The 13991-nt window shown below is 40.7% G+C and carries 12 protein-coding genes; 7 read left to right on the top strand and 5 right to left on the bottom strand.

The genetic code is table 11. The features are described 5' to 3' along the window. Positions 1–48: 48 nt before the first annotated feature. The 5 genes from parE (at position 49) to gltS (ending at position 7402) form a co-directional block, all read left to right on the top strand. A complete protein-coding gene (gene parE, locus BKL51_RS10500) occupies positions 49–1947 on the top strand; it encodes a DNA topoisomerase IV subunit B (protein WP_077466632.1) in 1899 nt (632 codons plus the stop codon). 22 nt (positions 1948–1969) lie between these two features. Continuing rightward, positions 1970–3142 (top strand): copper-containing nitrite reductase, encoded by a 1173-nt coding sequence (gene nirK / locus BKL51_RS10495; RefSeq protein ID WP_077466631.1) that lies wholly within the window; start codon positions 1970–1972, stop codon positions 3140–3142. A gap of 65 nt (positions 3143–3207) precedes the next feature. Continuing rightward, a complete protein-coding gene (locus BKL51_RS10490; RefSeq protein WP_077466630.1) occupies positions 3208–3774 on the top strand; it encodes a DUF805 domain-containing protein in 567 nt (188 codons plus the stop codon). A 119-nt stretch (positions 3775–3893) separates the two neighbouring features. Continuing rightward, the gene (gene parC, locus BKL51_RS10485; RefSeq protein ID WP_077466629.1) at positions 3894–6152 is read left to right on the top strand and encodes a DNA topoisomerase IV subunit A; all 2259 of its coding nucleotides are present in this window, start codon (positions 3894–3896) and stop codon (positions 6150–6152) included. A 32-nt stretch (positions 6153–6184) separates the two neighbouring features. After that, the gene (gene gltS / locus BKL51_RS10480; protein ID WP_077466628.1) at positions 6185–7402 is read left to right on the top strand and encodes a sodium/glutamate symporter; all 1218 of its coding nucleotides are present in this window, start codon (positions 6185–6187) and stop codon (positions 7400–7402) included. Positions 7403–7602: 200 nt separating this feature from the next. On the opposite strand, the gene BKL51_RS10475 is transcribed toward gltS, so the two are convergent. The 3 genes from BKL51_RS10475 to metC form a co-directional block, all read right to left on the bottom strand. Beyond that, complete coding sequence (locus BKL51_RS10475) at positions 7603–8109, bottom strand: DUF2301 domain-containing membrane protein (protein ID WP_077466627.1); 507 nt, start codon at positions 8107–8109, stop codon at positions 7603–7605. Positions 8110–8192: 83 nt separating this feature from the next. Then, positions 8193–9548, bottom strand: a complete 1356-nt coding sequence (mpl, locus tag BKL51_RS10470; RefSeq protein ID WP_077466626.1) for a UDP-N-acetylmuramate:L-alanyl-gamma-D-glutamyl-meso-diaminopimelate ligase — start codon at positions 9546–9548, stop codon at positions 8193–8195. A gap of 105 nt (positions 9549–9653) precedes the next feature. Beyond that, positions 9654–10844 carry a cystathionine beta-lyase gene (gene metC / locus BKL51_RS10465; protein ID WP_077466625.1) on the bottom strand — a complete coding sequence of 397 codons (1191 nt, stop codon included), beginning with the start codon at positions 10842–10844 and terminating at the stop codon, positions 9654–9656. A gap of 138 nt (positions 10845–10982) precedes the next feature. On the opposite strand from metC, the gene BKL51_RS10460 reads away from it, so the two are divergent. Both BKL51_RS10460 and pgsA read left to right on the top strand, forming a co-directional pair. Beyond that, entirely contained in the window at positions 10983–11585 is a 603-nt protein-coding gene (locus BKL51_RS10460) for a peroxiredoxin C (protein WP_077466646.1), read from the top strand. Between the two features lie 103 nt (positions 11586–11688). Next, positions 11689–12249, top strand: coding sequence for a CDP-diacylglycerol--glycerol-3-phosphate 3-phosphatidyltransferase (gene pgsA / locus BKL51_RS10455; protein ID WP_077466624.1), 561 nt, complete (start codon positions 11689–11691; stop codon positions 12247–12249). A 332-nt stretch (positions 12250–12581) separates the two neighbouring features. Here pgsA and BKL51_RS10450 read toward each other — a convergent pair whose 3' ends face one another. Both BKL51_RS10450 and BKL51_RS10445 read right to left on the bottom strand, forming a co-directional pair. Continuing rightward, the gene (locus tag BKL51_RS10450; RefSeq protein WP_077466623.1) at positions 12582–13151 is read right to left on the bottom strand and encodes a hypothetical protein; all 570 of its coding nucleotides are present in this window, start codon (positions 13149–13151) and stop codon (positions 12582–12584) included. A 123-nt stretch (positions 13152–13274) separates the two neighbouring features. After that, positions 13275–13952: an immunity 49 family protein gene (locus tag BKL51_RS10445; protein WP_233127123.1), complete on the bottom strand. Its 678-nt coding sequence runs from the start codon at positions 13950–13952 to the stop codon at positions 13275–13277. Between the last annotated feature and the right edge of the window lie 39 nt (positions 13953–13991).

Raw genomic sequence — 13991 nt, 5'->3', positions numbered from 1 at the left:
TTGATACACTCTCTCGCAATTTTTTCTATTTAATACATAACCTAAAAAATGGCAACTCAGTATTCAGCTCAAGAAATTACGGTTTTAAAAGATCTCGAACCAGTGCAAATTCGCCCCGGTATGTACACCGACACCACCCGCCCAAACCACTTGGCACAAGAGGTAATTGATAATAGTGTGGACGAAGCCCTTGCCGGTTTTGCGACAAAAATTGAAGTAATTTTACACACCGATCAATCTCTCGAAGTGATTGATAACGGTCGGGGAATGCCTGTAGATATTCATCCCACAGAAGGGGTCTCCGGTGTGGAGGTGATCTTAACCAAACTCCATGCGGGCGGTAAATTTTCCAATAAAAACTATGAATTTGCCGGTGGCTTACACGGTGTGGGAATTTCCGTAGTCAACGCTCTTTCCGAACGGGTCGATATTCAAGTAAAACGCAATGGCGAAGTGTATAAAATCGCCTTTGAAAACGGCGTAAAAGTGGAAGAACTTGAGGTGCTCGGCACTTGCGGCAGACGCACGACCGGCACCACGGTTCACTTCAAACCCAATCCGAAATATTTCGACAGTGCAAAATTTTCCGTCAGCCGCCTGCGCCATTTATTGCGTGCCAAGGCGGTTCTCTGCTCCGGGCTTGAAATTAAATTTATTGATAAAGTCAACAACACGCAAGATGTATGGTTGTATGAAGACGGCTTATCCGACTATCTCATTGAAGCCGTTAACGGTAAAGAAACCTTGCCGGAAAAACCCTTTGTCGGTGAATTTAAAGGCACAAACGAAGCCGTAAGTTGGGCATTGTTATGGCTACCACAAGGTGGGGAACTCATCGGCGAAAGCTATGTAAACTTAATTCCCACCATTCAAGGAGGGACTCATGTCAATGGTTTGCGTCAAGGCTTATTGGATGCGATACGGGAATTCTGCGAATTCCGCAATTTACTCCCTCGCGGCGTAAAACTCACCGCCGATGATATTTGGGATCGCTGTGCTTATATCCTTTCTTTAAAAATGCAAGATGCCCAATTTGCCGGTCAAACCAAAGAGCGCCTGTCGTCGCGCCAAAGTGCGGTCTTTGTCAGCGGTGTTTTAAAAGATTCATTCAGCCTATGGCTTAACCAAAATGTACAAGATGCGGAAAAGCTTGCAGAAATGGCGATAAGTTCCGCTCAACGCCGTTTGCGTGCCGCCAAAAAAGTAGTACGGAAGAAACTCGTTAGCGGCCCGGCATTACCGGGCAAATTAGCGGATTGCGGCTCACAAGATCTGGAAAAAACCGAGCTTTTTTTAGTGGAAGGCGATTCTGCGGGCGGCTCCGCCAAACAAGCCCGAGATCGTGAATATCAGGCAATTTTGCCATTGCGTGGAAAAATTTTAAACACGTGGGAGGTTTCACCGGAACAAGTGCTCGGTTCTACCGAAATTCACGATATTGCCGTTGCATTAGGGATCGATCCGGACAGTGATGACTTATCCCAATTACGCTACGGCAAAGTTTGTATCCTCGCCGATGCGGACTCGGACGGTTTACACATTGCTACCCTACTCTGCGCGTTGTTCTTACGCCATTTCCCGAAATTAGTGCAAAACGGACATGTTTATGTGGCAATGCCGCCACTTTACCGCATTGATTTAAACAAAGAAGTGTTCTATGCCTTGGATGAAAGCGAAAAAGAGGCAATTTTAGATCGCTTGAAAAATAAAAAAGGTAAGCCAAACGTGCAGCGTTTTAAAGGGTTAGGCGAAATGAATCCTTCTCAATTACGGGAAACCACTATGGATCCGAATACCCGCCGTTTGGTGCAATTAACCTATCAATCCAATGATGAACAAGGCATCGAAACTCTTGAATTAATGGATATGCTTTTAGCGAAAAAACGCTCAGAAGATCGCAAAAATTGGCTACAAACCAAAGGCGATCAAGTAGATTTAGCGGTTTAAAATAGTATTACAGGTAGAAAAAATGAACGAACAACGCCGTGATTTTCTTAAAAATACAACATTAAGTATCGCCACATTGACTCTCGGTGCAGGATTCATTCAAGTTCCGGCTCAAGCGGAAGATAATCCCACAGAAAAAAGGCTTGCAGAGTTACCTGAAATTGAGGCAGAAATCACACTTGCCCCACAGGTACCAAAACCTGTTGATCGTAATTATCCGGCAAAAGTGGTGGTAAAACTGACCGCACTTGAAAAAATTATGGCGTTAATGGAAGGAGTACAGTATAAATTTTGGACATTCAATGGCAATGTGCCCGCCCCATTTATTCGGGTACGGGAAGGGGATCTAGTGGAAGTACAACTTTCCAACTCAGCCAGTTCAATGATGTCCCATAGTATTGATTTTCACGCAGCAGCCGTACCCATGGGCGGAGCTATCGCGAGTGAAACTGCGCCAACCAGAACCGGCACCTTTCAATTTAAAGCATTGCGCTCAGGTATTTATTTATATCATTGCGGCAGCCAACCGGTGGCGATTCATCTTGCCAAAGGTATGTACGGCTTAATTTTAGTTGAACCGAAAGAAGGGTTACCGAAAGTCGATCGTGAATTTTACATTATGCAAAGTGAATTTTATACAAAAGGAAGATTTGGCGAACCCGGTTTACAACCGTTCAGTATGACAAAAGCCATTGATGAACGTCCCGATTATGTGCTATTCAACGGCAAAGTCGGTGCAATGATGGGAGAAAATGCACTCAAAGCCAAAACCGGTGAAACAATTCGTTTATTTGTCGGTAATGCCGGTCCTAATTTGATTTCATCATTCCATTTAATCGGCGCCGTCTTTGACAATGTGTATGTGGAAGGCGGTACGTTAATTAACCACAATGTACAAACTACACTGATTCCGTCCGGTGGTGCGACCATTGTCGAAACCCAGATTGATGTGCCCGGCACTTATGTTTTTATGGATCATTCTATGTTTCGTGCCGCTAACAAGGGAACAATGGGACAAATTGTGGTAACGGGAGAAAAAAATCCGTCAATTTATTCCGGTAAATTAAAAGATGAACCAATTAAAAACGATCCTAATCCACAAAAACCGCAACCTGTGCCCTATGAAATCGATAGCCACAAAGGGATGATGGAACACAATCACGTCGATATGACAAATGGTGTGCCCAAGAAATAACCGAAAGGACGAATAAAGTGCGGTCAAATTTTTAATCATTTTTGGCAAACCTAAGAAAAAATGTTATGGATACTATCATCTCTTACTTTTTAAGTTGTTGGCAGAAAAAATTCAACTATCAAGGTAGGGCAAGACGCTTGGAGTTTGGCTCTTTCTTACTTATCACACTTATCATCACAGCCGGTTTGCAAACAATCGAGATGCTGACTAAAGAATATATTTATTCCTATTCGGATTTTTTACATATCGATTTTTTCTCAATGAGCAAAGAAAAGCATTATATTATTAAAGAACTTTTATTTTCGTTGCATACCCTTGCAATTGTTTATCTTCTTATCAGTTTGATTCCGTTGTTTTCCGTTATAGGAAGACGATTACAAGATTTGAATAAATCAAAATATTGGATTCTTTATTTACTCTTTCCTGTTTTTTTGATTTTAATCGGCTTTATTCGTCTTGCGATATTTCTCTATTTCGGCACGGCGATTTCATTTCCGGGGGGAGATTATGGGTTTTACATTCTTCTACCTTTTTTACTTTATGAAGTCTTTTTAATCTTAAAACTGTTATTTCAAGAAGGCGAATCGGACGAAAATAAATATGGAAAATCACCAAAACAGATAAAAAATTGACCGCATTTTTGCTCTTTCCGCCTTGCACCTAAATGCAAGAAAGGAAAATAAGTTGTAACAACAATATTCAATGTAAATAACACTCAAGGCGTTATACGCCCGATAAAATACAAAAAACTATGACCACAAATATTAACTACGAAGGCATTGAGCAAATGCCGCTCCGCACTTTTACTGAAAGTGCCTATCTCAATTATTCCATGTACGTCATTATGGATCGTGCGTTACCTTTTATCGGTGACGGCTTAAAACCCGTTCAACGCCGTATTATCTATGCCATGTCGGAGCTTGGCTTAAATGCCAGCGCAAAATACAAAAAATCCGCACGTACCGTGGGTGATGTATTGGGTAAGTTCCATCCTCATGGGGATTCTGCTTGCTATGAAGCGATGGTATTGATGGCTCAACCCTTTTCTTACCGTTATCCGTTAGTGGACGGTCAAGGTAACTGGGGCGCGCCGGATGATCCTAAATCTTTTGCGGCAATGCGTTATACGGAATCACGCCTGTCTAAAATTTCTGAAATTTTACTTTCCGAGCTTGGGCAAGGCACAGTGAATTATCAACCAAACTTTGACGGCACTTTAGAAGAACCGCAATATTTACCGGCTCGTTTACCGCATATCTTACTAAACGGTACAACAGGGATTGCGGTAGGAATGGCAACGGATATTCCCCCTCATAATATTAATGAAATTACCGATGCCGCGGTTTTATTACTTGATAATCCTAAAGCCGATCTTGATGACCTATTAAACATCGTGCAAGGGCCGGATTTTCCAACGGAAGCGGAAATTATTTCACCAAAAGCAGAGATTCGTAAAATTTACGAACAAGGTCGCGGCTCAATCAAAATGCGGGCAACATGGAAAAAAGAAGAGGGGGAAATCATTATTTCCGCACTCCCCCATCAATCTTCCCCCTCTAAAATCATTGCCCAAATCGCCGATCAAATGACAGCGAAAAAATTGCCAATGGTGGAGGATATTCGTGATGAAGCCGACCACGAAAATCCAATCCGCATTGTAATAGTACCCCGTTCCAATCGTGTAGATACCGATGCCCTAATGGCACATTTATTCGCCACCACCGATCTTGAAAAAAGCTATCGTGTAAATATGAATATGATCGGACTTGATCATAAACCGGCGGTGAAAGGATTACTACAAATTCTCAATGAGTGGCTTAATTTCCGCCGAACTACCGTCACTCGTCGTTTGCAATATCGTTTGGATAAAGTGCTTTCCCGCTTGCATATTTTAGAAGGCTTAATGATCGCATTTTTGAATATTGATGAGGTGATTGAAATTATTCGCCATGAAGATGATCCAAAAGCGGAGCTCATGGTACGTTTCAAATTAAGCGATAAACAAGCCGATGCAATTTTAAACTTACGCTTGCGTCATTTAGCAAAATTAGAAGAACATCAGCTCCGCGCAGAACAAGATGAATTAGAAAAAGAGCGGTCAAATTTAGAAACGATTTTAGGATCGGAACGTCGTCTAAATACGCTCATCAAAAAAGAAATCCAAGAAGATGCGAAAAAATATGCCAGCCCACGGATGTCGCAATTAGTAGAACGCGAAGAAGCAAAAGCCATTTCAGAAAGCGAGATGACACCGGCAGAACCGGTTACCGTCATTTTATCAGAAATGGGCTGGGTACGTTGTGCAAAAGGGCATGATATTGATCCAAAAGCATTGAACTATAAAGCAGGTGACGGTTATCGTGCACACGCTTGCGGTAAGAGCAATCAAACTGCCGTATTTATTGACAACACCGGGCGCAGCTATGCCATTGATCCGCTCACCCTACCTTCAGCCCGTTCACAGGGTGAACCACTCACAGGTAGATTAACACTGCCTGCCGGCGCCACTATTGAGCATGTCGTTATGGAAGCGGAACAGCAGGAATTATTAATGTCATCTGATGCGGGCTATGGCTTTATTTGTAAATTTGAAGATTTAATTGCACGTAACAAAGCAGGAAAAGCCTTGATTTCTTTACCGGAAAATGCCAAAGTGTTGGCGCCAAAAATTCTGTCGGATTCAACCGCACTTCTCCTTGCCTTGACTTCAACCGGCAGAATGTTAATTTTCCCGGTACAAGATTTACCGGTATTATCAAAAGGTAAAGGCAATAAAATTGTCAATATTTCCGCTGCTAATGCAAAAGATCGTAGCGAATTATTAGTGAAATTATTGCTCATTTCAGATCAAGCCGCTCTTGAATTCCACTCCGGCAAACGAAAAATTACATTAAAGCCGGAGGAGCTACAAAAATTCCGGGCGGAGCGTGGCAGAAAGGGCTCACAACTACCCCGTGGTTTACATAGTAATGTAGATATTCTGGTCGTCGAACCTAAACATAACATATAAATTTTCCGAAACTAGCTATAGGAGGATATTTCGTGAATATTGTATTTGATACTTATCAAACACTCACACTCGCCAGCCTTGTTTTGTTATTAGGCTATTTTTTAGTAAAACGCATTAGCATACTTAAAAACTTTAACATTCCCGAACCGGTTGTCGGCGGTTTTATTGTCGCTATCGCACTGTCAATTTTGCATCAAGTGAACGGTACTTCATTTACTTTTGAAAAAAGCTTACAAACCACAATGATGTTGGTTTTCTTTTCATCAATCGGTTTAAGTGCAAACTTTGCCCGTTTAATTAAGGGCGGTAAACCACTCATTATTTTCCTATTTATTGCAGCTGCATTAATTTTCTTCCAAAATGTGATTGGCGTTGCCGGCACTCAGATTTTAGGAATTGATCCTGCCTATGGTTTATTAGCAGGATCCGTAACTTTAACCGGGGGTCATGGTACCGGTGCGGCTTGGGCTGAAACTTTCATTAAAGAATTTAACTTGCCGGCAGCAACAGAAATCGCCATGGCTTGTGCGACATTCGGTCTGGTTTTTGGAGGGATTATTGGCGGCCCAGTGGCACGTTTCTTATTAAATCGTCAAAAACAAGGGGAAAACCCAGAAAATGATGAAGTTGATGATGTACAGGAAGCTTTTGAACACCCAACCTACCAACGTAAAGTCAATGCACGTTCTATTATTGAGACTATTACAATGATGTCTTTCTGTTTGTTAATCGGTCAATATCTAGACGGTATTACAAAAGGTACGGCATTACAATTGCCAACTTTCGTTTGGTGCTTGTTTACCGGCGTTATCATTCGTAATGTATTAGCACATATTTTTAAATTCCGTGTAGCGGATTCTGCCATTGATGTATTAGGTAGCGTAAGTTTATCCATTTTCTTAGCCATTGCATTGATGTCATTAAAACTTTGGGAATTAGCCGGTCTTGCTACGGACGTATTAATTATCCTAGCTATTCAAGTTGCTTTCATGGCATTTTTCGCCATTTATGTCACTTATCGTGCGATGGGTAAAGATTATGATGCGATTGTACTCAGCGCGGGACACTGTGGTTTTGGTTTAGGTGCAACACCTACTGCGGTTGCGAATATGCAAGCGATCACCAGCCGTTTCGGTGCGTCTCATAAAGCCTTTTTAATTGTACCAATGGTGGGAGCGTTCTTTATTGATTTGATCAATGCCTCGCTATTAAAAGTTTTCTTAATGGTAGTGAACCATCTACACTCGTAAGAAATGCAGTATTATGTGCAGTTTGCACAAACTTAAATTTTATTTCATCAGTAGGGACGCCACGCTGGCGTCCGCCATACAATCTTTTAAAATTACGGACGCCAGCGTGGCATCCCTACATTTTCTTTAGATTGTGCATTTGCTACATAATACCGAAGAAATGGTAAAAGAGCGGTAAAATTGACCGCTCTTTTTTTATTTTAAACCTGATATTTTGTTTTATCTCCAATATCAAAATGCAGTGGCATTCGGCATTTTTGTATCGCGAGGAGTAACATCAGCACACCAACAATAATCGATAAAATTCGAGTTATTATTCCGCCTTCAAATACCCAAACGAACCATAATATTGCCACAAAAATAGGCTGTAAATTTAATAACGGTACTCGGAAACAAAAATATTCTTTAAAACAAAGCCCCCCCAAAGTGACTAATGCACCGCCTAATGCCAATTCGTGCCAATCTAAAATATAGCAGACTAAGCCTAACCAAGTGGCAAATTGAAAAGTTAAACGAAAATGTTTGAGATAAATATGCAAAGATGAAGCACAGCAAATCGCTGCAATTAAAATTGTGATTTCTGCCGAATTTGGAAACCAAGTCAATAATAAAATACTAAAAGCGGCGATAATAAACCCTGTTCGATAAATAATCACCGTGATGCTATCCCAAATATCCATCGGGGATTGAATATGCGGATCAGCCATTTTTCCTCCTTTCTAATCAAGCAATAAAACAAAAGTGCGGTCAGAAAAAAATTTCATTTTCTAACCGCACTTTAATTAAAAAATTATTTTAGTTTATCTAAAATCTTTTGATGAATGCCACCAAAACTTCCATTTGACATGACTAAAATATGATCCGTAGGTTGTGCTTCCGCAATGATCATATCAACTAATTTATCAAGATTTGCCGTCCAATATGCCGGTTGTACGCACTGTGCGGCAATTTCAGCCACTTCCCAAGGGATATTATCCGGCTGTAACATAAAAACTACATCCGCTCTGCCTAATGCCGGTGCAATTTCATCTTTATGCACGCCCATTTTCATAGTATTCGAACGAGGTTCCAATACGGCGAGAATCCGAACACCTCCCCCAACTTTGTCGCGCAAAGCGGTCAAGGTTGCGAGAATGGCTTCCGGATGATGGGCGAAATCATCATAAACCGTGACACCATTTACTTCGCCTTTTATTTCCAAACGACGTTTTGCATTAACAAAAGAACCTAAGGCTTCACAGGATTTTTCCACCGGTACACCTATATGATAGGCGGCAGCAATCGCCATTAATGCATTATGCATATTATGTACACCTACTACATTCCATTTCACCTCAGCCACTTTTTCACCATCATGGAATACAGAAAAATGAGATGCATCCGTTGTGATACGCTCCGCAAACCATTCTTTATCTTCCCCGATAAATTGTTGTTCGGACCAACAACCCATGGCTAAAGTCTCTTTTACGCTTTGTTCATTGATAAAGGAAAGGACACGCCCACTTGCCGGAATAGTACGAATCATGTGATGGAACTGGCGTTGAATCGCTTTCAGATCATCAAAAATATCCGCATGATCAAAACTGATGTTATTAATAATTAAGGTTTTAGGATTGTAATGAACAAACTTAGATCGTTTATCAAAAAATGCAGTATCGTACTCATCAGCTTCAATAACGAAGAAATTGCTTTCCCCCAAACGAGCGGAAGTGCCGAAATTACCGGCAATTCCGCCAATTAAAAAGCCGGGTTTCAAACCGTTTCGTTCCAAGATCCAAATCAGCATACCGGTTGTCGTGGTTTTGCCATGCGTACCGGAAACTGCCAAAACCCATCGATTTCTTAATAAATTATCATGCAACCATTGCGGCCCGGAAGTATAAGGCAAGCTGTTTTCCAACACATACTCTATGCAAGGATTTCCGCGTTTTAGCGCATTTCCAATAATCACCATATCCGGTGCCGGTTGGAGTTGGTCAACATCATAATTCGGAATAATGTCAATGTTTTGTTCTTGTAAAAAGGTGCTCATAGGCGGATAAACATTCGTATCCGAACCGGTAACTTTATAACCCATTTGCTTGGCGATCATTGCCACACCACCCATAAATGTGCCACAAATGCCTAAGATATGAATATGTTTCATTGTGCCCTCTTTTATATTAAAAAACGGAAAGTATGATAGATCAACTCAAAGAATGAGTAAACAAGGGCTTATTCTATTAAGCCCTTTGAATAATGAGAAAAGAGATTAAGAAATTCGTTCAAATCCGGCTTTTAAATCGGCGATAAGTTCATCAACATTCTCAAAACCGATATGTACACGAATCAACGACCCGCTCAGTCTTCGTTTGATATTCGGGCGAATTCTGACAATTTCCTCCGGTTGATGACATAAAATTAACGATTCAAAGCCCCCCCATGAATACGCCATAGTAAAGAGTTTGAAATGATCCATCAATTTTGAAACTTGCACATCGGTTAGACGTTGATTTAATTCAAAAGAAAACAACCCGCTTGCCCCGCTAAAATCACGCTGAAAAAACTCATGTCCGGGACAACTTGGCAAAGCAGGATGATACACGGCTTTCACTTGAGGTTGCTCACTCAACCATTTTGCCACTTTAACACTGCTTTTATGGTGTTGTGCTAAACGTACCGCTAAGGTGCGAATGCCCCTAGCGGTAGTATAAGCCGAATCCGCATCCGCCATCTGTCCCATCAAATAGGAATGTTCACGCAATTGCTCCCAAGTGCGGTCATTTGCGACAACAGTGCCAATCATCACATCCGAATGTCCTACTAAGTATTTAGTCCCGGCTTGAATAGAAATATCAATCCCATGCTCCAATGCTTTAAATAACACGCCTGCCGCCCAGGTATTATCAATCATTATCACAATTTCAGGATTTATCGCACGGGCTGCTTTTACGATAGAAGGAATATCCGGTATCTCCATCGTAATAGAACTTGGTGATTCTAAAAAAAGAACTTTGGTATTCGGTTGAATTAATTGATCAATACTCTCACCGATTAAAGGATCATAATAAGTCGTATCAATCTGCATTTTTTTCAAAATAATATTGCAGAAATCTTGTGTCGGTTCATAAGCTGCGCCACTCATCAAAATATGATCACCGCTTTTCACAAAAGATAAAATGGCATTCGTCACTGCAGCAGCACCGCAAGGATAAAGATAACAACCGGCTCCGCCCTCTATTTCACACATTAAATCTTGTAAAGCAAAGTGGGTTAACGTGCCGCGACGCCCATAAAATAATTCACCTTTATAGCGATTTTTCGTACAGTATTTTTTATCCGCTATCGTTTCAAAAACCAAGGATGACGCACGTTGAATAACGGGGTTTACCGCTCCCTGAGAGAATCGTTTATTTCGTCCGGCATGGACAAATGTTGTAGATAATAAATCATTTTTTGACATAAATTTCACCTTTACTTAGACAATAAGAACAATGTGATGGAAAAAAACAGCTGTAAAAGTGCGGTCAAATTTTATAGAATATTAAACGCATTTTTCTATCAGAAAATTTTTATTCACTCTAATATAGGAATTATGACTATGGTATTAGTAACTCGTCAAGCACCGGATTTTACTTCATCTGCAGTTTTAGGCAACGGTGAAATCGTTAATAACTTTAATTTCAAAAAACATATCGAAGGCAAAGCTGCCGTTATTTTTTTCTACCCGTTAGACTTCACTTTCGTGTGCCCGTCCGAATTAATTGCATTCGATCACCGTTATGAAGAATTTAAAAAACGTGGCGTTGAAGTTGTTGGCGTATCAATTGACTCCGAATTTACCCACAACGCATGGCGTAATACTCCGACGGAAAACGGCGGTATCGGCCCGGTTCAGTATGCATTAGCGGCTGACATCAAACACGAAATCGCCCAAGCATACGGTATTGAACATCCGATCGAAGGCGTGGCATTGCGTGCTTCATTCTTAATTGATAAAAACGGCATAGTTCGCCACCAAATTGTTAATGATCTTCCGTTAGGTCGTAATATTGATGAAATGTTACGTATGGTTGATGCGCTACAATTCCACGAAGAACACGGTGATGTTTGTCCTGCACAATGGGAAAAAGGTAAAGAAGGCATGAAAGACAGCCCTGAAGGTGTTGCTAAATATTTAAAACAAAATGCTGACAAACTATAATCTTTACTAAACCTTTATAATAAAGCCACATAATGTGGCTTTTTTTATATTTAGAGATCCTTTAGAATAGCGATATCTATAACCAAAGCGCGGTTAATTTTCTATGAAATTTAATATTCCTATTTTCCTGACGATTTTTCGAGTCATTCTGATCCCTTTTTTTGTGATCACGTTTTACTTACCGATTGAATCAGCGCCCTTTATTACAACGCTTATTTTCTTTATTGCCAGTGTAACGGATTGGCTCGATGGCTATCTAGCACGTAAATGGAAACAAACCACCCGTTTTGGTGCATTTTTAGATCCGGTCGCGGATAAAGTCATGGTAGTTGCCGCACTTGTCCTCATTGTAGAATATCAACATACTTTTTGGATCACCATTCCGGCAATTATTATGATCTCTCGTGAGATTATTATTTCTGCATTACGTGAATGGATGGCTGAATTAGGCGAACGCAATAAAGTGGCGGTTTCTTGGTTAGGCAAAGTAAAAACCACCTCTCAAATGCTTGCGCTAGGCGGTTTATTGTGGCGCTACAATATTTATATGGAGATTTTGGCAATCATCTTACTTTACGTAGCGGTTATTCTAACGGTTTGGTCAATGATTCAATATTTAAATGCGGCAAAAGAAAATGTATTGGATGAATTAGGAGATAAATAACATACATGATCTCATGATTAAAATAAGTTTTTTCAATAATTCATAAACAATAGCACCTGTTTAGCTGTAATAACCTGTTGCGGGCAATAAAGACCGTAAGCCGTTTGTTTGGTTTACTGTAAGGGAACAATTTCATTACCCCATCTGTTTCAAGATCGTAATGACCTAATTTTATTTTTAAACAATTAGTTAAATGGAGTTTAATCTAGTTATAGGGTATAACCCCAATGTTTAAATTACTTGTACAATAAAAATTCAGTAACACTCCCTCTTATCTAAATTTTCAAGTATTATATTTAGAGATAAACTCTTCTTTCGTTTCTCGCTCATCTTCACGGTATACGGCTCGGTATCGGTTTATAAAAACAAAATATGGTTTCTTTTCCTCCAGGAGCACTCATAAATTTCATTATTGTTGTTACAGGAAAATATAAATCCCGATTAATATTCTTACTATTCTTTAGTAGCATAGCGTTGGCATTCACACTGTTACCCAAACTGAATTCGCGCATTGCGTCCGTCGTCTCTCGTTTATGCGAGAAACCCGACCCGCTTTCCACTCGAATTAACGCGCCGCCTGCCGCCGCTTCCGTGAAAGCCGTGTAGCCCTTCGCCGCCAAACCCAGCGCCTGTGCCGCTTTCACTCTATCGGATGCATCCTTATTTTTGACCGCACTTTCCACGGTTTGAATCAAATCTATCAACGGTGAACTCACTCGGGTAAACTGACCGATTTTTAAATCGCTCTGATGACTGTCCGACTCTTGGCGGTTGATTGCCGTGTCAAAGGTGATATTGGCCGCTTGAAGGCTAAGCTGTTGTTTCGCCAGTAATTGCCCTGCCGTTTGCTGATAATCTCCGCCGGCATTGATATTGAGATGCTTGTTGAGGCTCGCTATCATTGCCCCTTGGTGACTCACCGAATCCGCGTTTTGACTATTCAGTTTACGGTTATAACCCGCAAAACGCTCCGTCTCCGTATATTATTTCAAACATTTCGAAAATTGACCGCACTTTATTTTCAATTACCGACCAAACAATGAAGCCCAAAATCCTTTTTTACTCTCGGCTTTTTTCTGCTTAGCTTCTTCCATTTTCTGATTCACATAATTTACCCAAACCTGATGAGGAGCATCAAAATTAAATTGTTTCATAAAGTCATAAGGTATTTCATATTCCGATAGTGGATTTATATCAATCAATTCTTTTGGCGCTATCGGGCTATCAATATCTAAATCAAAACCATGTATAGCGGCAATTTTGGCATACATTAAGACTTGTGGCTGCAAATAAAAATCAAAATGCAAAAGTGTATCCCTTGCAGCACGTTTCGCAAATTTAATTTCCAATAATGTCGATAACGCCTCTTTCATCCCTTTTATATCTTGATTTGCCAATGCAACATAAAACTCATGATCGGGAATGCGTTTTAAATCACTGCGTGCTTTCTTTTCATCATTTAAGAATGTTAATGCCCGCTCCTTCAACAACGCCCAATCCCCACGGGATTTACCATTTTGATAGTGTTGATAAGTCGCCGGCTGTGTGTTTTCAAGCTGAACAAAAATGCCCATATCTTTGTGTTGTTCATCAACCCGTTTCAATGCACCGCCTTGGGTATGTTTGCGCTGATGATAACGACGAAAACCTCCGCGCCATCTGGTATAAGCGAGGTAGGGTGTGAGAACCAAAAGTTCACGCACAAAGATACATAACTACGTGCGTGGATTTTTCAAATCCAC

Source organism: Rodentibacter sp. Ppn85 (assembly GCF_001999335.1).
Taxonomy (GTDB): domain Bacteria; phylum Pseudomonadota; class Gammaproteobacteria; order Enterobacterales; family Pasteurellaceae; genus Rodentibacter.
The sequence above is the reverse complement of the archived record's forward strand: the minus strand, read 5'-3'. Positions and strand labels throughout refer to the sequence as shown.